Source organism: Achromobacter pestifer, from assembly GCF_902859625.1.
Lineage (GTDB): Bacteria > Pseudomonadota > Gammaproteobacteria > Burkholderiales > Burkholderiaceae_B > Achromobacter > Achromobacter pestifer.
In genome coordinates this window covers 43,771-65,936 of sequence record NZ_CADIJX010000001.1, presented here as the reverse complement: position 1 = coordinate 65,936, position 22,166 = coordinate 43,771, and the positions used below count along the sequence as shown (strand labels likewise).

Here is a 22,166-nt window from a genome sequence, read left to right as displayed (position 1 = left end):
TTGTCTCCCGCATCAGCTTGAAGAGCTCAACGTTCTTCGAGTGGAACTGTCTTTCCGAATTTGCGCCACCGCCGCGTCGATTATGCGATTCCGCGTGGCGTTACTGATGGTTGATCACGGTCATAGCGCCCTGGGTGCAGATAATCACCAGCCCCGACGCAGGAACGGAACGGGGTCAGCCTGCAGTGTCAGACTACATATATCCCACCTGCGAGCACAGCACATCGGCCACCAAACCAGGCTCGAATAGTAGCTCGTGTCTCAAACCGCACAATCGACACGACGCCAAATGAAAAGAGCGCCGAAGCGCCCTTTTCATTTACCTTAATCGACCCGCAGGATCACTCCCACTCAATCGTCGCCGGCGGCTTGCTCGACACGTCATAAACCACGCGGTTGATCCCGCGCACTTCATTAATAATCCGCGAAGAAACCCGAGCCAGCAACGGGTGCGGCAGCGGTGCCCAATCGGCCGTCATGAAGTCAAACGTCTGCACGGCACGCAAGGCCACGACGTACTCATAAGTACGCCCGTCACCCATCACGCCCACCGACTTGACCGGCAGGAAAACCGCAAACGCTTGCGACGTCAGCTCGTACCAAGTCAGGCCACTGGCTTCATCCTTGGTGTTCCGCAATTCTTCAATGAAGATCGCGTCCGCTCGGCGCAGCAGTTCGGCATATTCATGCTTCACTTCGCCCAGGATCCGCACGCCCAGGCCGGGGCCGGGGAACGGGTGGCGGTAGACCATCTGCGGGGGCAGGCCCAAGGCCACGCCCAGTTCGCGGACTTCGTCCTTGAACAGTTCGCGCAGGGGTTCCAGCAGTTGCAGGTTCAGCGTGTCCGGCAAGCCGCCCACGTTGTGGTGCGACTTGATGGAGGTGGCCTTGCCCGTCTTGGCGCCAGCGGATTCGATGACGTCGGGGTAGATCGTGCCCTGGGCCAGCCACTTGGCGCTTTGCTGCTTGCCGGCTTGGTCCTGGAACACTTCGACGAATTCGCGGCCGATGATCTTGCGCTTGGCTTCCGGGTCGGCGACGCCGGCCAGCTTGCCCATGAATTGCGCGGTGGCATCGACGTGAATGATCTTCACGCCCATGTTTTCGGCGAAGGTCTGCATGACCTGCTTGCCTTCGTCCAGGCGCAAGAGGCCGTGGTCGACGAACACGCAGGTGAGCTGGTCGCCGATGGCCTTGTGGATCAGCGCAGCGGCAACGGACGAGTCCACGCCGCCGGACAGGCCCAGGATGACTTCGTCGGTACCCACTTGCTCGCGGATGCGGGCAACGGCTTCGGCGACGTAGTCGGGCATGTTCCAGTCGCCCTGGCATTCGCAGATCTCGTTCACGAAGCGGGCCAGCATGGCCTTGCCTTGAACGGTGTGCGTGACTTCAGGGTGGAACTGGACAGCGTAGAAACGGCGGTCTTCGTCGGCCATGCCGGCGATCGGACACGACGGGGTGGATGCCATCAGCTTGAAGCCGGGGGGCAGCTCGGTGACCTTGTCGCCGTGGCTCATCCAGACCTTCAGCATGCCGTGGCCTTCAGGCGTGGTGAAGTCAGCCAGGCCGTCCAGCAGCTTGGTGTGGCCGTGGGCGCGGACTTCGGCGTAGCCGAATTCGCGATGGTCCGAGAAGCTGACCACGCCGCCCAGTTGCTGCGCCATGGACTGCATGCCGTAGCAGATGCCCAGGACAGGCACGCCCAGCTCGAACACGGCGTGCGGCACGCGCATGGAGCCTTCTTCGTAGGCCGAGGCGTGGCTGCCGGACAGGATGATGCCCTTCAAGCCTTGCGCCATCTGGTCACGCACGAAGGCGTCGTCGACGTCGCCCGGGTGAACTTCAGAATAGACGCCGGCTTCGCGCACGCGGCGGGCGATCAGCTGGGTGACTTGCGAACCGTAGTCAAGAATGAGGATGCGCTGGTGCATGAGAACTCTACCCGTTGAAAATAAAAAATGCCCCCACGCCGCACCCGCTACGCGGGCTTGCTGCCCCCCGAGGGGGCTGTTTTGTCTCGGGGCGGCCCGTCGACAAAACCGCACCGGCAGAACCGCGCACTGATTTCGCGATTCTGCCGGTGCGTAATGCGTGGCATGGAGGTTGACTGTACTGGATCAGTCGGCGCGGTAGTTGGGCGCTTCCTTGGTGATCTGCACGTCGTGTACGTGGGACTCGCGCACGCCCGCGGAGGTGATCTCCACGAATTCGGCCTTGGTGCGCATGTCGTCAATGGTGGCGGCGCCGCAGTAGCCCATCGAGGCGCGGATGCCGCCGACCAGTTGGTAAATGATGGCCAGCACACTGCCCTTGTAGGGGACGCGGCCTTCGATGCCTTCCGGGACCAGCTTGTCGGCGTTGTTCGACGAGTCCTGGAAGTAGCGGTCGGCCGAGCCGTCCGTCATGGCGCCCAGACTGCCCATGCCGCGGTACGACTTGTACGAACGGCCTTGGAACAGCACGACTTCGCCCGGCGCTTCTTCCGTGCCGGCGAACATGCCGCCCATCATGCACGAGAACGCGCCGGCGGCCAGCGCCTTGGCGACGTCGCCCGAGTAGCGGATGCCGCCGTCGGCGATGAGCGGCACGCCCGTGCCTTCCAGCGCCTTGGCGACTTCGGAGATGGCATGGATTTGCGGTACGCCCACACCGGCCACGATGCGGGTGGTGCAGATCGAGCCGGGGCCGATACCGACCTTGACGCCGTCGGCGCCGTACTCGACCAGCGCGCGCGCAGCGGCGGCGGTGGCGATGTTGCCGCCGATGACTTCAACCTTGGGGTAGTTCTGCTTGACCCAGCGCACACCTTCCAGCACGCCCTTGGAGTGGCCGTGGGCGGTGTCGACGATCAGGACGTCAACGCCAGCCGCAACCAGCTTTTCCACGCGCTCTTCGGTGCCGGCGCCCACGCCGACCGCTGCGCCAACGCGCAACTGGCCTTGGGCATCCTTGCTGGCCATCGGATGTTCGGTGTTCTTGACGATGTCCTTGACGGTGGCCAAGCCACGCAGTTCAAAGGCGTCGTTCACGATCAGCACACGTTCCAGACGGTGCTTGTGCATCAGCGCCTGCGCTTCGTCGAGCGTGGTGCCTTCCTTCATCGTGACCAGGCGTTCCTGCGGCGTCATGATGTTGCGCAGGGGCTGATCCAGGTTTTCTTCAAAACGCAGATCGCGATTGGTGACGATGCCGACCAGTTTGCGGCCTTCAACGACCGGCAGGCCCGAGATGCCATGCTGGCGCTGCAACGCAACGGCGTCGCGCACTTTCATTTGGGGGGTGACGGTGACCGGATCGATCACGATGCCGAATTCGTGGCGCTTCACGCGAGCCACTTCACGGGCTTGCTGGTCGGCGGTCAAATTCTTGTGAATGATCCCGATGCCGCCCTCTTGCGCCATGGCGATGGCCAGACGCGATTCGGTGACGGTGTCCATGGCGGCGGACACAAGGGGGATATTCAGGCTGATATTGCGAGTCAGGCGCGTGGCCAGGGAGGTGTCGCGCGGCAACACCTCGGAATACGCAGGCACCAACAACACATCGTCGAAGGTGAGCGCTTTTTGAACGAGACGCATGGGTAACTCCGGGCGCAAAGCAAGATTATACGCCGCCCACATGATTTGCCTAGGTGTTGACCCTAGGAATTTTTTGTAGTTCGTTATTTATCAACAACTTACGGCAGGCGCTCATTACCCATTTTGCACTGTTTTGTACCGTACTGACTACAGAAGTCCCCCAAAAGTCCCCCAAGCGCCCGCGCGCAGCCCGGACACCATGCTGTATATTTATACAGTTATGTCCTACTTCAAGCCCATGCCCACAAATCTCGGCGGGTGCTGGACCTGTACCCACTGGCACGGTGAAACAACTGACCAGGGACGCAGGCCGTACTGCCGCCGGGATCCAGAGCACACGATAGCGGCCACCTTCCCGGACGAGGGTTGCGGCGCATGGCTACGGGAAATTGGCGCGGACGACGAGATCAAGCTATCAAAGGAGCGCGGGCCGCAGGAAGATGCCACCAAAAGTTGACGATATTCAGCTTCAAATAAGCAATCGTTAAGCGCTAGGTCAGTTGTTATTAAGAAACACGTCAGCTTTGTCGTAGAATGCCTAGATTCTGTCTTATGGCGTTACGGAGTGCCGCGCATATTGCGCGCTCGGCCATAGGCACTTCAACCGGAAGATAGGCAGCGTGCAATACCGCCCATTTGACCTACGCCTGCTGACTAAAGAGACTCACGATTCCTGTGAGTTCTTTTTGCACCAGCACCACAAGTCCCTAGAGTTCCCTATCGAAACAGTCACGCAAAATGACAGAGTCGATAGCGACGAGAAACGACTGTCCGATATTTTCACGAAGAATTTCGTATCGCCGATTTGTTACACAACGAAGATTAAGGATTGCCTCATCGGGCCGCGGCCCGAGGGCATCAGCCGCTACTGGCCAATCTTTTTCGGCGAGAACTACGCCTACAACTTCCTGAACAACCTGTCCAAGGAAGCGTACGTCAAGCAACGCGTATTCGGATGGGAGCAAGACGACGTCATAGAGTTCGATGAATCGAGCGTCGAGCCTCTCGAGTTCTCGGGCCCTTGTGTATGGCTTTACACCTTCTACAACATCGATCACCTGTTGCGTGAGTCGCTGCCTTCGTTGGTCGCCCTGGAACAGATCGGCTTGGATTTCAAAAATCTCAAGTTCATCGTGCCGAACCTAAACGGAACAAGCATTTTTGAAATGCTCGTAGCCTTCGGCATCCCTGCCAAGAATATCGTGCAGGTCGAGCGGCAATGGATGAAGTTCAGCGAGGTATACATCCCCTCGTTCTTTAGCTTCGGCCACTTGCACACGCCTTCGTCTTTCTACCCCGCAACGGGCGAAAGGGTAAAGAAGGCCGCCCGAGACGCCAAGGTGAACACCAAGCGGCCGAAGCGGATCTTCGTCTCCCGCGAGCGCGCCGGAATGCGGCGCCTGATAAATGAGCGGTACGTTCAAGCGGATTTCGTAAAGCGCGGTTTCGATGTCATTGATCCTGGATCGATGAGCAAGCTAGAACAAGCCAACTATTTCAGCGAAGCCGAAGTAGTGGTGGGCCAGCACGGCATGGGTATTGCCAACGCCATTTATGCCAAGCCCGGGTGCAAGATTGTGGAGATCATGCACACCAATTTGAATCGCGTGAGCTATTTCCGAACTGCCCAGCACCTAGGCGGTCAGCACGGCGTCTACTACGTCGAGCCCATGGACTTGAAGTATGCCCAACCTGGTGACAAGTTCGGCGACGTGGCATTAGATCGCACCGAGTTCTTGACCTTCCTGGACAAATTCCTATGAATTGGTCCGTGAGCACCACATCTCTAACTAACTGATCTCGGAATAATTATGCAACGGACGTCATCGAATATCGTCTACGAGTATCTTGCGGCTCGCGGCAAACAAATGGATTCTCATGAATTCGATCATGCGTGTGATCTGGTTGAATTCGCGCTTGTCAAAATCGAGCATGTGCCGAACCAAGTGGCTAATGTTCCTAATGTCTCATCGACGGCCGGCTCTATGGAAGAGGCGGCCAGCTTGCTAGATTCAGCGGCAAAAGCAATCCTGAAAAGTACGACGCTTATCCGCAAGAGCTCGGCCGGGCAAGCATAACGTCTAGCTTGACAGGAACAGCGCGCGGGGATGGTCTAGGGCTTGGCCCAAGCGTCGACCACGGCCTGGTGCCGGGCGGCGCATTCCGCGTACTGGAAGGCCAGCGCCATATGCGCCTGCGCCAGATCATCCCAGGACGACGAATCAACGCGCGGGACCGGCGGGCACGACGCGCTTAGATTGACGGGCAGTGTTGGCCGCGTCGATGGCTTCGTTGGTTGCGCGCACCCGGCCAGGGTCGCGCACGCAGTCAGCAGGCAAAGGGCGCTGAACGATTTCACGGGTATACCTCTCGATGACCTTGGGCTCTGCGTTGGCGAGCTTGTCGGCAGTGTCGGCCAGGTTCTGCGACAGGCCCGTCAGGCGCTCAGCCTCCGTTTTGAATTCCTCCAGGCCGGCGATGCGGTGGCCCAGCTGGCATTCAGCGCGGCCAGCGGCCCGTTGGCTATGCCCGTACCAGCCAACCGCCAGGCCCGCGCCCACCACCAGAGCAGCACCGGCCAGGTACGGCAGCGCGGCGCGCAGTAACGGGTTCATTTCGGCATGTCCGTTTCACACAGCGCCCGCTCGGCGGCACGGCGTGTCACCAGGCCGGGCAGCATCTTGCCGTCAGCCCATACCCATTGCGGTTTGCCGCTGTCGGCCTGGTTCATGGCCTTGCACGCGCCAGCCCACTGCCCAGCGTTGAACCGGCGCGCGGTCATCGATCGGCAATACGCACCCACCCCGACGTTATAGGCGAAGCTCACGGCGGCGGCCGTCTGGTTAGTGTGCCCAGCGAGCCCGGGCGTGCAGGCCAGCACCCCTTGCGCATGCTCGACCAGATCCTGATCCAGCAGCACGGTGCACTCTTCGGGCGTGTAGGGCCTGCCCAGCACCGCCGTCTTGGTATGCCCGGCGCAGGCCGTCACGATACCGATTGGGTCCTTGTAGCCACGCAAGATCACTCCTTCGAACTTCGGGACGATGGACAGCAGAATCGCCGCGGCCCCCGCCCCTACAGTCCCCTGGAGGGTGCGCTTAGTTCCGGTCTTCATTGTTCAGCCTCGGCTGGGAGATAACGCGCGCGATCGCCGCGCATAGAGAGAAAAGACCGGCACCGATCACGATCAGCGGCGGCTTGCCGGTCAGCCATAGATTCATGCAAACCTCGATGGCGGACAGCAGCGCGGCCAGCAGCGCCAGGCGCACGCTCCAGAGGCGGGGAAACTTGCGGCGCCAGTCTTGGATCATGTTCATTTCAGGTAGTCCTTACCATGCTTGATCACCATCCAGAACAGGCCAAGCAGCATCGCCCATGTACTGCCCTTGAGCAGATGCGTGATCACCTCGCGGCGGATCTGCTGGCGCTGCTCTTCCCGCGCGATCAGCAGTTCGTGATAGCGGCGGTGCCCGTCAAAGTCTCCGCCCGGGAATGCCGTCTTGACAGCTGACGACAAGGCCAGCATTTCCCGGCGCAGTGCTTCCATTTCGTTCTTGCTCTCGGCATGATTCGCAGCGGTATCCAAACGCTCTTCCTGCCGCCACTGCTGGATTTGCGACTGAAGCGCCTGCAAATCATTCGGCGCCGCGCTCATCCACTCTTCCTCACCCAGAAGCTACCGTTGTAAACAAGGCAAAGGTTCACGAACCCGGAGACAACGGTATTCGCACCGATACGGATGTTTCCCGCCGCGGTGTCGACGGTGATCGGTTCAGCGGTCAGGCCGGCCGTAATGATGATCTCGTCGCCTTGCGTCCCCCCGGTAATCGTCTGGAGCGTGCCACCGCTTCCGGTCCCGGTTGTGACAATTGCCCAAGTTCGCGTGAATGCGATGGAGCCAGAAGCAATAACAGACGGTGCGCGCTGGTGCCGAATCTTCTTGGCGTTCCCAACTTCGGGGACCCACAGGCCAGCCGTGGACAGTTGCGCCACGCTGGCAGCGTTGTAGCGAAGGTCAAAAATGTTGCTTGCGTCAATGTCGCGGCGCATCGACCACCCGGTGGTCGCGGATGCTACCGAGCCCGTGCCCAACTGAATATACGGATCGCCGCTGATGCCGTCGGCGCTTACCCGCGTCCAGTTGAATTGCCCGTTGTTCGCCGGGTCCCGCACGGACACCACCATGCCGGCCGACGCATTCAGCGGGCTACCGATGGCGATCAACTGGCCCGTCATAGCGCCGGCGAACCCCGCATGGAACAGCGAATCCTTGGAATGCCGGGTATCGATGAAGGAGACGTCGGTGGTGCTGACGGTGGCAAGGTGCGTGGTGGTGGTCGAACCCGTCACGCCCCAGCTCGTTTCCTCAAACACCGTGCCATAGAACCGGACGTTGTTGCAGTGGTCCAGGCCCAGCGGGTGGTCTGCGTAGGTGCGAATGCAGCCTCCGTAGAACGCATGGCCGTTCCCCTTGGTCGACACCGTCGTATTGACGTCGATGTACAGGCAACGCCAAGCGTCGGCGCCCGCGTACTGCGCCGCGGCGTTGTCCGGCGCGCGGCTGTGGTGGTCCATCGACCAGATATCGAACCCGTACCCCTGCGTGCCCGACAACCCATTCGGAATCGGCGTCGCCGTGTCACCCCCGATGAGTGCCAGTCCGTACATGCCCATGGTCGAGCATTCATCAAAGATGTTGTAATCCGGGTCGTCATTGCCGATTTGGCTGTAGACCACTGTGCCCGCCTTGGCGAAGTACCCGAAGACGGCCACGTCGCGGGAATAGCATTGCGAAGCGTCATCGATAAACCGGCCCACATCGTAGCTGGCGCGGTTGTCGTTAGCCGGCAGTGTCAGGTTGCCACCGGCGTCATAGACATCACAGTCCAAGATGATCGCCATGCCTTCCATCGAACTTCCACGGTCCACATCACGCACGCAATACGTGAAGCTGGAAAACATGTCTGCCCGCGGCGTCGTCTTTGTCAGGGTACCGGTGCCCGTGAAAAGAAGACTGGTACCCGGAATGAGGCTCTTCTGCCCCGGCCGCAGGAATCGCTTATCGTCCACGACCGGAAAAACGCCAATAACGGGCGCCCCAACCCCTCGCCACTTCGCTGTTTTGTCGATTCCGTTGGAAGACCGATAAACGCCATCGGGAAACTCAAGGGACTTGCCGAGCATCGTGGCTACAACGTCTGCCGCGATGATGGCTGTACGGTCGTCCGTGACAGCATCGCCTTTCGCTCCAAAGTCGCGAACGTTGATGCTATCGCGTAGCCGGTCTTGAACCGTCCGCGCGACTGCGCCGACACCGACCTGCCGGAAACCCACAAGCGACGACCCGCCGCCACCAGCGAGCTGGATTAGCACGTCCGCGGCGCTGCCGCTCACCGGCACAAGCACGGACGGCTTACCGTCACCATCAAAGGCCAGTATCTTGTTTGCACGAATATCCGCCGGCGGTAGTACTGCGCCGGCACCGGTGTCGGACACCGAGAACTTCAACGATCGATCGACCTGCTCCTGAAGCTGCTGAATCTGAATGGTGCTGCGATCACCCATATCCTCGACAACCTGCGGGTAGAAGCCCCCGCTGTTCTGGATGTCGGTGGGTTGCGTGTTCGCCAGTCCCCCGGTGATTGTCAGTCGGTAGCCGGTGGGCAATGGGAGGCCCGCACGGGGATAGCGCACGGTTCCACCAGGATTGCTATCCTGGTTGGCGTTGAGGGTGACCGTGTAGGCCGAATCAAGGATCAAAGGCGCCGAGTCGGCGCCGTTTAGATCGGTCAAGGTGACACTAAGGTCTTGCTTCTTGAACACCTTAAAGGTGAACGGGAAGTCGATCGTTGCATCGTTGCCGAAGAACGGCCCCGCCTTGCGGGTGGTCGAACTGATAGTCATTGGCGCGTCCTCGCGGTACGCGCCAATTCTCAGAGGCTACGCTTCGGGTATGCGCACCCGCCCTACCGCCGCGGCGCCCCAAAAAGAAGCGCCTCCGGGCCGGCGTCGCCGCTCATCCAAGCATTGGCCCCGACCACGAAATCGGAGATCAACTTGCCCGGCAGGCCGAATGCAAAGCTCGTCCCCATTATTGCGTTCTTGGTGTCCACAATATCCCCCTCTCCCGCCACGATATCGGCGAGCGACTGGATGCCCTTCACCACACCTTCCCCTGCCGACTGGACAGGGCTGATCTTGTAGCCGAAGTTGTAGGTGTCGGTGTCGAACACAGACCAGGTATACGACGAAATATCGCGCACGATGGGGAACATACCGGCGCCGTACATAGCGAGCGCTCGGGCATATCGCTTGGCGAGCTTATCCTCGTCTTCGTCGTCCCCACCGTGGCCCATCATCATTTCGGTAAGAACGGCCGGCAGCACCGCTATCATCACGAATTGCAGCGTGAACTTACCAACGGCGGCGCCCGGGTTTGTGCTGGCTTCGCGCTTTGCGATAGCACCGGCGCGCACAAGCATCTGCAGCTGGCTGTTGAAATAGCTGTAGAACATAGTGAAAAGGCGCTTGAGTTGGCCATAGCCGCCGTGCCCGGACATGATCTTGGGCAGGTCCACGTCGCGGCCGCTACCCTGAGTTTGGCGCACGATGTGATCGGCATAGTCCGCCGCCTTCGCATTGTCATTGTCGAACTGCGCCATCCCGTCCTTGAATGCCGCATTCCACACCGGGACCGACACGCCACGATCAACCATGCCCATCAGCGCGAGCATCGTCGCCGTGTCGGGCAGAAGGCGGCCCTTCACGGTGAGCTTGGCGGCCATGTCGTTCAGATCGCGATCAAAATTCTGGTACCGATGGCGCATGTATTCCGAATTGTCCATCGCAAACCGATACCGCTCGGCCATGGCCGGGCTGTAGAAGCGCGCCATTTCAAGGCCGATATTGCCGGGATTCACCCGCGTCAGCGCCGGCACCAGGCCAACCACGTTTTGCAGCGCCGTCTTGACACCAGACATCAGGACCACGATGGTATTCCGGCGGGCGCTGGCCAGGATCTTCTCGATAAAGCCCGACGGATTGCGCGGCGGCGCAGCGATTTCGCGAACACGGTTTACCAGCGCGCGGTATGCCGGCACGCCGACGGACGACTTGATCGCGGTCTGCACACCCTTGTCGTTCAAGAGGCGCATCGTGTCGGCCACGGCCTCACGCAGCGCCAGGTCGTGTACCGTCTCGTTGACGGCCTCGACAAAGACGCCCAGATCCAGCCGTGGGCGCATGACGACACCGTCCTTGCGCTGCGTGCTGGTTCCCTGATTGGTCTTGGCCGACATGCCCATACCGCCGCCCAATAGTTCCTTGACGGCAGCCCCTTCATCGAACCGGTGCGCACGCTCGTCCAGGTCCGTGTCGTACTTCAAACGGAAGTATCCACCCCGGGCCTCGCCGAACTTCGTGGGGAACGGCAGCGCCTCCACCTTCGGCGGCGCTTTACCGCGTGTGCGCTTGTTCAGCGCTTCGAGCTCAGGCCACAGCTTGTTGTCGAATTGATCCCAGATAGCGTTCGCCAGTTTCCAGTCGCGTTCGTCCAGCACGTCCAGCACGCCCTGCATGCGGTTCTCGTTCCAACCGTAGTTCTCTAAGCGCTTGCGTCCGTCCGCGTTGCCGTACAACAGGGCGGCAACGAGCGCATTTTCCCGGGTGATGCTGGTGCCGATGCTGGGCACGACAATGCCCTTGCGGCCGTAGTCCCGGCGCTCCTTCAGGTTCCACTGCTTGAAAAGCGGCTTGAGGTCGCGATAGACCTTCTCCATTCGCGTCGCCTTCCAGTTGGCGCGCGAGCTCATCCGCCCAAAGAGGGATTCATGCACCTGCCCGAACTTGCCGCCCTCCAGGATATCAAGGATGGTTTCCGCGCTCAGGAACTCACCGGCGAAGCCGTCCCCAAGCTTCGCCACCGATTTGCGGATATTGGGGACGAACTCAGGTTCGCGTGCCAGCGGGTCGCCGGCCTCGTCGAACGCCTTGGGATTGAATTCGCGCATACGCGCCAGCACGGCGCTGCGCTCTTCGTCGAAAGACATATCGCGCAGCGCGGTGTACATCTTCTGTTCGCGACGCGCCAGGTTGGCCAGTTGGCGGACGCTGTCCACCAGCCCCCGGAACTCTTCGACCGACATGTCCTTGTAGTGCCGGCGGAACCCCTCGTCGAGAATGTAGGCCGGCAGATCCGGCATGACGGCGTCCAATCGTTCGGATTCGCTGGCGATAAACTCGGCCAGGCTTTGCGTCTTGGCGGCGTCGATTTGGCGCAACGACAAACTGCTGCGCAGGTCGAAGCGCGCCAGCAGCGCGTTCAGCTGCACCAGGGATTCACCGCGCATCCCTGATTGAGCGGTCGAGTTCGACAGCCGCTTCATGTAGTTCAGGTCTTTATCGATCTCGGCCTGCGCCGCTTGTGCCGCGCGCGTCGCGTAGTTGTTCACGAGCTGGCGCTTTTTCTCGACAGCTGCGCCCTGCAGATCGTTCTTGCGCAGGGCCTGCTCAGCGGCGCGCGCGGCGCGGGCCTCGGCCACGGCCCATTGGCTGGGCCGCACGTCCCGGATGCGCAGGCGGGCAATGGTCGCTTCGGCGAACTGGCGCGCAGCGCGGGCCAGTACCTGGCGCTGCCCGAGCGCGCGCTGCAAAGCGTTCACCTCCGTGGCGATGAATCGGCCACGCGCTTCGTTGTGCACGGCTTCATCAGCCGCGCGCGCGATGCTCTGCGCGTCGGTCAGGTCGCCATACCGCTCCAGCATGCGCTGGTCCGTCAATGCCTCGATCTTGGCGCGGGGGTCTTCGGCGGCCAGCACCGATCGCACCAAGCCGTCGCCCGAGGCAAAGCCGAACCGGTCGGCCACAATGTCGGGGTTGAGACCGTCTTCGGCGAGCATGCCATAGCGGCCATACCCGAGCTGCGACCAATCCAGCAGCGCATAGCGGTTGCCCTCCCCGCCGTACATTTCTTCCAGGGCACTGATTTGCAGCTTGGTCGGGCCTTCCACCGTATCGCCGGTGACAGGATCAATCCCGCGCTTCATGAAGGTCTTGGCCTGATTAACCGGCTCGGCCATCACTTCCGCCTCGACCTCCTTACGCACCGTCTTGCGCTTGTCCGCAGCCTCGCGCTGCATCTGAGCGATCACGCGGCTCCGGGCACCGGACAGCCATTTCATGTCGCGGATGCTGCGCGCCTCCAACTGCTGCACGGCGTCCTGTGTCGCCTCCAGGCCAAGAGCTTGGTACTGCGCCCATTCCTCGGCGGTCATGCCGGCCTGCTCGGCCGACGTGAAGGCGGGCTTGTAGTCGAGCAAGGTTTCGGTTTCGCGAATCTGCTCGGTTGACGCCAGCATCCGGCTGAATACGCCGCGCACCTCGTCCGAGAGCTCGACGTTGAGCGCGGTCATTGACCGGTAGACGGCCAGCATCCACGCGCGGAAGCGCTGAAACAACCCCTGCAGCTCGGGCGTCGGCGCCTTCCCTTCGAACAGATACGCCTCAAACCCTCGGGCCAGCTGTTCGTGGTGCGGTCGTTTCGCCTCAAGGTCCAGCGCATTCCAGGCGGCCAGGTCCGGCACGCCGAACCAAGCCATAAGCTTTTGAACGTCATCGCGCACAGCCGCCGGCGCGTCGGCCTGGCTGGCGATGTCCGTGAGCACTTCCAGATAGAAGTGCCCGGACTCGTGCAGAAACGTCGACAGGTCCGCGTTCTGCAACAGCGAGATCGTGCGCGTGTCGATGTTGTAGGCGCCCCGCGCGTTAGGCTGATTGGCTTGATAGAGCGTCTTGCCTGGCGCCTCACGGTACATCCCTTCCGACGTGCTAAATGCGCGGTTGCGGCCTTTGTTCTCCACAAAGCCGAATTGCTTGTAGAAAGCCTTGAGCCGCGCCACATCGCCGCCAAAGTCCGGGGAAGGTGTCAAGACGATGTTCTTGCCCGTAGCGTCGGCGTATTCCACAAGCTGCTGCATTGCGCGCGTGCCCGCGCCCTGCCCCCGCCGCGCTTCAGGCACGACAATCTTGGAAACCGTGATCGTGTCACCCTTCTCCGAAATGAACCCGTCAACGCCAACGTCTTCCCACGCCTGGCGAACGTCGCCAATTGCCGGCGCAGCCATACCCTGGTCGAGCTGGCCAAAGCCTTCGGCGCGGATCTGCACCGGGTAGCGCTGGTACATTTCCTGCGGCGTCAGGCCCAGGCGCGCGGCCTGCACGGCGTAGAAATTGGACATCATGCCGGCGTACGCGCGGTTCACGTCCGACGTGAAGCGGGCGGCCTGCTCCAGCTGGGTCATCAACTCCGACTCGACAAGATCCTTGGACTCCTTGAACGGCGCGTCTGCCTCGCGCTCGGCCATGACCTTCTCGACCTCGGCGCGCAGCAACCCGCTGCGGTTCTGCATAAACTCCTGGGCCTCGGCCTGTGTCATGCCGGCGGGCTCGGTTTTCAGGAACGGCAGCATGGACTGCGACAGGTCCGTACCCGCGACGCGCGTCGCGTACTCGTCCACCGGGATGCGCACGTCACCGCCAGTGGCCAGCGCCTGTTCGTATTGCGCGGCCACGGCCGGCGACACCTGGGCCAGCTGCGCCACGTCAACGCCGGACTGCGCCAGGTCTTCGGCGCGGATGTAGACGTCCTGCACAGGCCCGTCGCCCATGGCCTCCTTGACGAAAGCCTGGAAGTCATCCGGGGAGCGCGCACGCAGCTTGGACGCGGCTGCGGTAGCATCGAGTTCGGACAGCACCTGGCCGTCCAATTGCGCGCGCTCCGCCTGGACAGTGCGCCCGGCCAGCCGGTCGGCGGCGGTGTTCGCCAGTTGCGCGGTGCCCACCGCGCCGCCCGACGCCACAATCGTGGCCACCAGAGTCTGCGCAGCGGCGCTGGGGCGCTCCGCCAGGTATTCAGAGAATGGCTTCGCCGGGTTGATCACGGCCCATTCGTTCAGATCCTGCAACACGGTCGCCACCTGTTCGCCGGGGATCTCGGCAGACACTTGGCGCAGCAGCATGTTCCAGAACGGCGTGCCCGCCTTCATGTCGTGCAGGAAGCGCCCGACCGGGATGCGCTCGGTGGCGTACTCGATCGCGGCCTGTGACGTGCCAAACATCAACGCGCGGTATGGATCAAGGCCAGCCTCGCGCGCTTGACCGTAGGCCTGACCGCCCGTGATACCCGACATGCCGTAGAGCGTTGGAGCAGGGTTGCCCGTCACGATGCTGGCCGGCAGCGTCAGGCCCATCGTCACCAGGGACTGCACGCCCGAATAGACGCCCGCCTCGATGTTGCCCGTTGCTTGCGGCATGAGGCCCTTTGCAGAAGCCTCCCCCGCGCGCCCCATACCGGCCATGCCGGCCGCCAGGCGGCGCAGCGGGTTCTCCGGCAGCAGCGTGCCCGCCAGAGGGTCCAGCAGCGGCGCGAGGTTTTCCGCCCCGGCTTGGCCGACGCGCCACAGCGCACCGCCCGCCTGGGGAAACGCCGACGCCGCAGCGCTGCCCAGGTTGGACAGACCGCGAATGCCCTTTTCGATGACGCCCATGTTATCGACGTCGTCGTGCGCGATGCGTGCGTTCTCGACGCCTGCTAGGTAGCCGGCGGTCGACGGAAAATCGCGTGCCAAGCGCTCGAAATTAAAGGACGTGAGCGCGGCCTCGCGCTTCACTTCCTCAGGATGGCGGCGCACGGAATCGATAGGAATGCCCGTGCGTGACGCGACTTGGCGCAGTTCGGCCTCCAGGTCGGGGTTGCTGCCCAGTGCCGCCGCCACCGACACACGGGTGGCGCCCACCGGGTCCGACGTCGGCGGATTCGGGTCGTTCAGATAGGCCGCAACGGCGCTTGAGGTGTCCAGTTCTTCGGCCATCAGTCCGTAACCACTCCGGTTGCGCGCTGGCGCTGCAGCGCGGTTTGCATCCGCCAATAGGCCCCTAGCATGTCGGCCTCGGTCGGGTCATCAATGCCGTTTTTCTTGAAGTCCGCCTTCAGCGCGGTCTTGACCTCGCCGGGGATGTCCCCCACCTTCAACGTCAGCAGCCGCTCGTTCGACGATCCGAACCAGAAGCTGCGGAACTGTACGGACTTGGCGAACAGCCCGTCGATGAACTCTTCCGTGTCCCGGTCCGTCATCTGTTTGCCGACCACCTTCTGTTGGTCCAGCACAGCGTCATTGACGAACTTGCGAATGGCGCCAACGCGCATGGCGTCGCTGGTGCCGTCCTTAGGACTGGGGTCAATCTTCAAGGTGGCGAGGCGGTTGTTCAGCGTGCTATTGATGGCCGACGTGTTCAGCTCGTCGACCTTGTCAACCCCCCGGCCTGCCGCAGCGCCGCGCTGGTTCGAGAACGTCTTGAAATCCGATTCGCTCAGTTCACCGCGCAGGCGATAGAACTCGTTGTCACTTAGGCTCCGCAGGTACGACGGATCGCCGGCCAGCTTCTGATAGACCGCCTCGTTGGTCCGGTCCTCCCCCTTTGCGACCTTGCCCGCGAAACCCATCACCTCAGCGACGTTGCCGGCCGGGATGTTGGCGCGCACGGCCAGCGGCAAGTCGGAGTACCGCCCACCGTTCGCCACCAGCTCGCGCATGGCGCCGGCCACCGCCTCGTCGTCGCGTTGCTTGATGGCCTTGTTGGCAACCTCATACTGGCGCGTGGTTTCTTCGAGAGCGATACGGACGCGCTCGGGATTCTGCCCCTGCATTTCGTCCCGGACATTCCGCTGCAGGTCTTGCAGCGTAGGCCTGGCCGGCGCGCCCTGCCCCGCTTCGTACTTGGCCAGAATGCCCCGCACGTACGGGATTGTTTCGGATGGCTTGGGCAGATAATTCATCCAGTTGGCCCGATCGCTCGCCTTGTCGGATGCGGCCAGGGCCTTGTCCACGTTACCGGGCCCCGCGTTGTAGGCGGCCAGGGCCTGCGTCAGGTTGCCGCCATAGTTTTGCAGCATCGCCTGGAGATAATCGCGGCCAACCCGCGCGCGCTCTTCCAGGCTGTCGTCCTGCGCCGGCTGCACGCCGAAGCCAGGGTCGGTGTTCGTGGTGTCCATGACCTGCATGCGCCCCTTAGCGCCCTTGGGGGACGTGACAACGGAACCGTCGGGGTTCAGGTCGCGGTTGTCGCTCTCTGCTGTGGCCACCGTCGTAACCAGATCGGGGGGCAGTTGCGTTCCGCTGCCCGTCACTAGGTTGACCAGCCGATCCCCGGGCGTCGGCATCAGCCGCGGCATAGCCTTGTTGACGACGGAAGTGGCAGCAGCCGCGCCCAGGCGGGCGTCCATTTGCTTGGTAATCAAGCCGTTGACGCGCAGCATGTCGTCGGCGTCCATCTGCGGCGCGTACTTGCGCATGTAGGCGTCCGCGTAGGCCACGTCGTTTTTCTGCAACGCAGAAGACAACGCCGTCAGGTGCGCGTTGCTGGTGACCTTGCGCGTTTGCGCTTCGATCATCGTGGCAGACAGCCCCTTCATGCGCCCGAGGTCGGCAACGGCGGCCTGGATCGATAAGATGTTCTGGTCGATCTTCTGGGGGTCGTTGTAGTAAAGGGCGATCTCGTTGGTGCTGTTGGCGATCGTCCCTTCGCGCACGGACGCCGCATAGGTGCGGAACTGCTCACCCTCGTACTGCGTGGCCTGCGTCTGGAACTGCATGCCGATCGCCTGCGACGCTCGACGAAATGCCAGACGCTGCGCATCGTTGCCGAGCCCTTCGGCGATGGTCTGCATCTGCTGGTTGAGCAGATCGCCGTACTCGGTAGCGAGCGGCTGCCCGCTATCGCGTTGCAGCGCCTGGATGCCCTTGATGTTCGTGTATCCAGTCTGCGGGTCGAAAGTCAGCTTGAGCGACGCCTCTTTCGCTTGATTGACCGCGTCGTCGACGCGCAGCTGATTGGCCTGCTGCTGCATGTCGATCGCGATATTGGTAGCGGTCCCCGCTGCCGACATCAAGTTTTGGCCGAGCTGCACCGTCTGACGTGCGCCGATCTCCTGCGCAAGCGCGCCGGCGCCAGCCTGCTGCCGAACGCCTGGCAACCCCGAGGATGCGACGCGCGGAGCGTCTACGATAGGAACGCGCGGCACAGGTCAGCCCTCACTTTGAAACTTTGGAATACTGGTACCAGCTTTGCGATACCTGGCCAGCGTTGCCCAACAGGCTCAGACCGGCGGCAGATCCCGGACTGATGGCGCCGGCACCGGCTCGCAACGCTGCCGCGTTGTCGCTGTAGTTGGTCCCTTGGGTGCGGTAGCCCCAGGCCGAACGCGCCGCGTTCGCCTGAATCGTCGACGCATCCAGCTCGTTCGTGTAATCGGTGGACGTCAGAATATCGACGGCGCTTCCTTCGTCCAGGGCGACGCCATTGGCCGCCAGGGCGGCGCGCTGCGTCGACTTGGTCGTCGCGTATTGCAGGCGGCTCTGTTGCTCCTGCTCTTGCCCCTGGCGGATGGCGTCTTGGGCTTGCCATTCCGCAATCTGCGCGTTGTTGGCCGCGACGTCGGCCTGATAGTTGATCCCGGCCTGCTGCGCGCTTGCGCTGTTGGCTGAACCAACGGCGGAGGCAGCGGATGCTGCCAGCATCATGTAGGGCGCGGCTGCGACACACATATCAAGCCTTCTTTTGGAATGGGTAGAAAGGCACCCGATCCGGTCCGCAAAGCACGGACTGATCGGTCTGCACGGTGAAGCCCAAACGTTGCAACCACGCAATACTCACCGCGTTGCGGTGATCGATGAAATTGCGCAGCTCAGGGTAAATCGTGTGCATAAAAGCAACATATCGGCGGCCAGTACGGGTAAGCGCACCCGGCCGTCGGAACATCTGCGAAGAGCCGAGCAACCACGGACTGCCTATGTTGTCGCCGAGCAACGTCCCTAGGTTGGAGACGCCACCAACCATGGCGATGCGCCCCTCAACATGCGCTGTCCACGCATGCGTCGAAAGCGCGATACTGTGGCGGATCGCTTCAGCGAGATCGGCGTGAGTGCCATGCATGGCGCGGATCTCTTCCGCGTCCTGCGGCCGCAGGTCCGCCGCCAGCTCGAAGGCGTCCGCAGGTGCTGCTGCGCGGATGATCAGGTCAGCCACCGATTGCCGCCTCAATCGTCATCGAGACGAGCGTGACAGGCAGCGGATCACTCTGGCGCACGAACACTTGGCCGCCGTCGGTCCAAGCCGCCTTGACCATGTGCTTGAACTCCCCGGATATCCACCGAGGCGGAGTGCCGTAGGACTCATTGGTACGCTGCTTGACCTGCGTCAGCTTGTCCGGGTTTGCCGCCTCCAGTTTGTCGAAAGACGGCCCAGCGAACACGCCCGACGAGTCATTGAGGCGAAGCCACACGAAGTTCACATTCTTGACCCGGCCCTGGCCCATTGCCTGCGCGTCGAAGGCGAGCGGCAAGGTGATCAGATCCGCCTGAATAGGCAGGCCGATGTGCACTTTGCTCGACGCGTGCTCAATCGTGACAGCGCCGCCAGCGACCACCTGAGGCGGCATCACGGCGCCGTCAGCCAGGATGTTGACGGTTTCGCCCTCCAGGTGGTTGAGGTTCGAAAACGTCGTGGCGGGCGGCCCTTCGTAGGTCAGGCCGCTGTCCACGAAGAACGCGTCAGCCTGCGTTGGCATCATCCGGGTGTGCAAACGTTCGACATACCGGACCTGCGCCCCGTTAATAGTGCGCTGCACGATGGTATAGAGCGCGTCCTCGTCGCCCTCGGATACGGTGCACACAGATTCAAAGCGGCCCCCCTTCGTCGAGTGGCGATGCCAGCCTTGAACCTGTTGCTCAGGCACGTAAGTCAGGCCCAGCAGCTCGCCAGAGGAAGACACGCACCATAGGATCGGATGCGGCGCGCGCGAGAATGCCATGTCCTGTATGGTCCGATAGTCGAACAGGTGCGGTGCCAGGATGGACACGTCGGCCGTGATATAGCCGTTGGCCTGCCAGTTGTAGGACATCTCACGCAGGTGGCCGCCACGCGCTGCCGCATACAACAGGTTGTTGTTTACAACGGCGGGCTGGGCATTGTTTGCGCCGTTGTAGGACTGCGGCCGGGGCGACGCCGTGGCAGGAGTCAGCACGTCCGAGTTTGCGGGGGAGATACGCCATTCCGCGCTGGCAGTCAGCACCACCAGGTTGGACAGTGGAACGATATGGCGAATCGTGTTGACCTCGCGCGCCGCGATTCTAAAGGCAATGGCGTCATCGTCGCGCGTGGGGATCGACGAGGCCAGATTTGATTCGGTCCCCGAGCGCGTGCCCCAAACATTCTGCGGCTTGTTGCGCGTGCCCGCGAACCAGCGGCGCTGCTCGTAGTAGGACACTGCCGCAGGGTAATTATTAGCGCCGCTGAAAGGGTCCGCCAGCGTCGGCGCGGTCTGTGAGATATCCGGCGTGATGTTGTTGTCGCGGAATGTAACGTCACCGGACTGGCCGACGTAGCCCCAAAGACCATTGCTCAGCTTATAGACGTTGTACCGGGTTGCGCCCGCCACGGCCGGCCAGGTCACATCGTTGTATGCGCCCTGCAAGAAAAGATCATTGCTCACCGTATTTGACGCCGCGGAGACCAAGGACTCTTCGAGCGTATCAACCGCTAGCGACGTCACGGCGTAGGTGTGGTCGATATCGTCCGGCGTCCCGGTACCAGCGTGCGCCGTCGCAGTGACGCTGGATGGCGCGGCGATGCTCGGCGTGAATTGGATAGTCGTCAGCGTCCAGTTGAGCGCACCGAGCCGGCGTAGCTCGCGCGGCGCGTAGTTGGGGTGAACGATGGTCAGGACATCAGCCGACTGGACATAATGCAAGTCGAAAATATCCGCCTCAACATAAGGCGTGGCCACCTCATACGGCACGCCGCCGCCATCCACAAGCGTCGCGCCCATGGTATGGAACCGCACGTACCCGTTGCCGAACTCCAGAGCGAAGGTCTGCTCGGTATTGAACGAGAACGGGATGAGGCGCGACCGTTGATTGCTGTATTTCGTCGCCCGCACGAAGCCAAAGCCCGCGCGGTTCTGCGCCGGCCCGTGAGGCAGCGTCACGAAATTGAGGCACGTGGCCAAGCCAGTTTGGTACTGCGGCAGATCAACCCGGCCGAACAGCTCCGGGCTAATTTCGCCGCGCGCGAAGGACCGCGACAGGGAGCGCACGTTTGCCATGTCTTATCGCCCCGCGATCCACGGCACGCTTTGCCGGGGCTTGATGCTGCGTTGGTTGCTGTCCGATACGGTCGCCTGCGAAATAATGCCTCTGTACGCCTGCAATTGCGCCTGCGCGACACTGACGCCATCGGTGCCTTTGACGACCGGACCCGCCAAGTAGGAGGCGAGCAGCCGCGTCAGTGCATCAACGAATAATGGCGGAAAGCGCGTGGTGTCCTCCACTCGGCGCGTGTAGCGCAGCACCGCGCCTTCCTGGTTGGTGTAGAGCAGGCGCCGGTCGTCGGCCTCGCTGCCGTCACTCTCACCCGTCTCGATGCTGAATTCTTGGGGCGTATACACCGCACCATGTGGCACGAATGTCGCACCCGGGTACCCCAGCGCCCCAGCAGTCCGAGGGTAAGCCGTGCTGTAGTCGTCCAAAGCTCCTGGCGGCAGCACACTGATAGCCCGCACACACGTTGCCGGAAGCTCATAGCAGAAAGCCCAACTGGGCCACGCAGACCCCACCAGAGCCAAAACGCCCCGCGTGGTCGCAAAGTTCCAGTCGTGGGCCTCCAACACAGTGTCGCGCGCCATCGGGTAGAAGCGGGCGCAATGTTCGGCCTGGGCGCTCCCCTCCGGCGGGTCGATGCTTGATACGGTCGCTTCATCGCCCAAATGGGCAAGCGCCAGGTTGCAGATGTCGACGACAGACGCCATGAAGGTGCTCCAAAAGTAAGCGGGGGCACACGGCCCCCGCTTTCATTGCCGGCCTGAGGGCGCGACCTGCTTAAGCCAAGTCCGAATCGGCCTGGCGGCCCCGTCCGCGCTGATTCCCGCGCGGATGGCTTTCCTGCCCGCCCGCGTCATCGTCAACGGGGTTGAACCAAGTGGCCTTGGAGCCGTCCGGCACTTCGAACACATCACCAGGCTGGCGCAACTGGTGGCCATCCTTGCCGGCGTAGCCCACTGCGGTAGCGATAACTTTCATGGGATAGCTCCTTATGCGACGGTGAAGCCGCTGGCGTAAGAGACGTTGGCCTGCACGTCCTTGACGATGTACGCGCTGACCGTACCGGCGGTCGTGGTCGCGCCAGCGACGCGATACACGATGCGCAGATAACGCTCCAAGCCCACCGGCAGGCGGTAGTTGAAAAAGCCGGCATTGGCGCCCAGGGAGGCAACGCCCACCGCACCGGTGATGGGAAACTCGCGCGGCGACGAGAAGCCCACGTTGTCGTCCGTCTGCAGCACGGCCTGCACCGTGGCGCCGACGCCGGCCACCGCCGTGCCGATTCGGCCAGTCAGATACAACGGCTCGCCGATGCCGACGTCATGGGCCGCGCCGGTGTCGTACACGTTCGTCGACACGACGTCGCCCGCTGCTGCGGCGATGGATTGGCCTTCCGAGAAGGTTTCTTGGGTGTCCAGGATCATGATGGTTC

Annotated in this window: 18 protein-coding genes; 2 read left to right on the top strand and 16 right to left on the bottom strand. The window is 62.3% G+C overall.

Annotated elements, in window-relative coordinates:
* Positions 1 to 341: 341 nt before the first annotated feature.
* Together guaA and guaB are read right to left on the bottom strand one after the other, a co-directional pair.
* Positions 342 to 1,934, bottom strand: a complete 1,593-nt coding sequence (guaA, locus tag HV753_RS00330) for a glutamine-hydrolyzing GMP synthase (RefSeq protein ID WP_175172436.1) — start codon at positions 1,932 to 1,934, stop codon at positions 342 to 344.
* A 186-nt stretch (positions 1,935 to 2,120) separates the two neighbouring features.
* Entirely contained in the window at positions 2,121 to 3,581 is a 1,461-nt protein-coding gene (gene guaB / locus HV753_RS00325) for an IMP dehydrogenase (RefSeq protein ID WP_175172435.1), read from the bottom strand.
* Positions 3,582 to 4,201: 620 nt separating this feature from the next.
* On the opposite strand from guaB, the gene HV753_RS00320 reads away from it, so the two are divergent.
* Both HV753_RS00320 and HV753_RS00315 read left to right on the top strand, forming a co-directional pair.
* A complete protein-coding gene (locus tag HV753_RS00320; protein WP_175172434.1) occupies positions 4,202 to 5,344 on the top strand; it encodes a glycosyltransferase family 61 protein in 1,143 nt (380 codons plus the stop codon).
* Positions 5,345 to 5,392: 48 nt separating this feature from the next.
* Positions 5,393 to 5,659 carry a hypothetical protein gene (locus HV753_RS00315; protein ID WP_175172433.1) on the top strand — a complete coding sequence of 89 codons (267 nt, stop codon included), beginning with the start codon at positions 5,393 to 5,395 and terminating at the stop codon, positions 5,657 to 5,659.
* A 35-nt stretch (positions 5,660 to 5,694) separates the two neighbouring features.
* Here the strand turns inward: HV753_RS00315 and HV753_RS31340 are convergent, their stop codons facing one another.
* From HV753_RS31340 to HV753_RS00250, 14 genes are all read right to left on the bottom strand, one after another.
* Positions 5,695 to 5,850, bottom strand: coding sequence for a hypothetical protein (locus HV753_RS31340; protein WP_425485878.1), 156 nt, complete (start codon positions 5,848 to 5,850; stop codon positions 5,695 to 5,697).
* Complete coding sequence (locus tag HV753_RS00310) at positions 5,804 to 6,196, bottom strand: hypothetical protein (protein WP_175172432.1); 393 nt, start codon at positions 6,194 to 6,196, stop codon at positions 5,804 to 5,806. Before HV753_RS00310 ends, HV753_RS31340 begins: the two co-directional genes overlap by 47 nt.
* Positions 6,193 to 6,696, bottom strand: a complete 504-nt coding sequence (locus HV753_RS00305; RefSeq protein WP_175172431.1) for a lysozyme — start codon at positions 6,694 to 6,696, stop codon at positions 6,193 to 6,195. Before HV753_RS00305 ends, HV753_RS00310 begins: the two co-directional genes overlap by 4 nt.
* Positions 6,680 to 6,898 carry a DUF7940 domain-containing protein gene (locus HV753_RS00300; RefSeq protein ID WP_175172430.1) on the bottom strand — a complete coding sequence of 73 codons (219 nt, stop codon included), beginning with the start codon at positions 6,896 to 6,898 and terminating at the stop codon, positions 6,680 to 6,682. The genes HV753_RS00305 and HV753_RS00300 overlap by 17 nt, the downstream gene beginning before the upstream one ends.
* Positions 6,895 to 7,236, bottom strand: coding sequence for a hypothetical protein (locus tag HV753_RS00295; protein ID WP_175172429.1), 342 nt, complete (start codon positions 7,234 to 7,236; stop codon positions 6,895 to 6,897). The genes HV753_RS00300 and HV753_RS00295 overlap by 4 nt, the downstream gene beginning before the upstream one ends.
* On the bottom strand, positions 7,233 to 9,485 hold the full coding sequence (locus tag HV753_RS00290) for a glycosyl hydrolase family 28-related protein (protein ID WP_175172428.1): 2,253 nt from the start codon (positions 9,483 to 9,485) through the stop codon (positions 7,233 to 7,235). The genes HV753_RS00295 and HV753_RS00290 overlap by 4 nt, the downstream gene beginning before the upstream one ends.
* 62 nt (positions 9,486 to 9,547) lie before the next feature.
* Positions 9,548 to 15,448 (bottom strand): GNAT family N-acetyltransferase, encoded by a 5,901-nt coding sequence (locus HV753_RS00285; RefSeq protein WP_175172427.1) that lies wholly within the window; start codon positions 15,446 to 15,448, stop codon positions 9,548 to 9,550.
* Positions 15,448 to 17,658: a transglycosylase SLT domain-containing protein gene (locus HV753_RS00280; protein ID WP_217481420.1), complete on the bottom strand. Its 2,211-nt coding sequence runs from the start codon at positions 17,656 to 17,658 to the stop codon at positions 15,448 to 15,450. The genes HV753_RS00285 and HV753_RS00280 overlap by 1 nt, the downstream gene beginning before the upstream one ends.
* A 10-nt stretch (positions 17,659 to 17,668) precedes the next feature.
* Positions 17,669 to 18,181, bottom strand: coding sequence for a virion core protein, T7 gp14 family (locus HV753_RS00275; protein WP_175172426.1), 513 nt, complete (start codon positions 18,179 to 18,181; stop codon positions 17,669 to 17,671).
* A 1-nt stretch (position 18,182) separates the two neighbouring features.
* On the bottom strand, positions 18,183 to 18,662 hold the full coding sequence (locus HV753_RS00270) for a hypothetical protein (protein WP_175172425.1): 480 nt from the start codon (positions 18,660 to 18,662) through the stop codon (positions 18,183 to 18,185).
* Positions 18,655 to 20,739 carry a phage tail protein gene (locus tag HV753_RS00265; RefSeq protein WP_175172424.1) on the bottom strand — a complete coding sequence of 695 codons (2,085 nt, stop codon included), beginning with the start codon at positions 20,737 to 20,739 and terminating at the stop codon, positions 18,655 to 18,657. The genes HV753_RS00270 and HV753_RS00265 overlap by 8 nt, the downstream gene beginning before the upstream one ends.
* Before the next feature lie 3 nt (positions 20,740 to 20,742).
* A complete protein-coding gene (locus HV753_RS00260; RefSeq protein ID WP_175172423.1) occupies positions 20,743 to 21,441 on the bottom strand; it encodes a phage connector family protein in 699 nt (232 codons plus the stop codon).
* Positions 21,442 to 21,511: 70 nt separating this feature from the next.
* Complete coding sequence (locus HV753_RS00255; RefSeq protein ID WP_175172422.1) at positions 21,512 to 21,712, bottom strand: hypothetical protein; 201 nt, start codon at positions 21,710 to 21,712, stop codon at positions 21,512 to 21,514.
* An 11-nt stretch (positions 21,713 to 21,723) separates the two neighbouring features.
* Entirely contained in the window at positions 21,724 to 22,158 is a 435-nt protein-coding gene (locus HV753_RS00250) for a Bbp16 family capsid cement protein (protein WP_175172421.1), read from the bottom strand.
* Between the last annotated feature and the right edge of the window lie 8 nt (positions 22,159 to 22,166).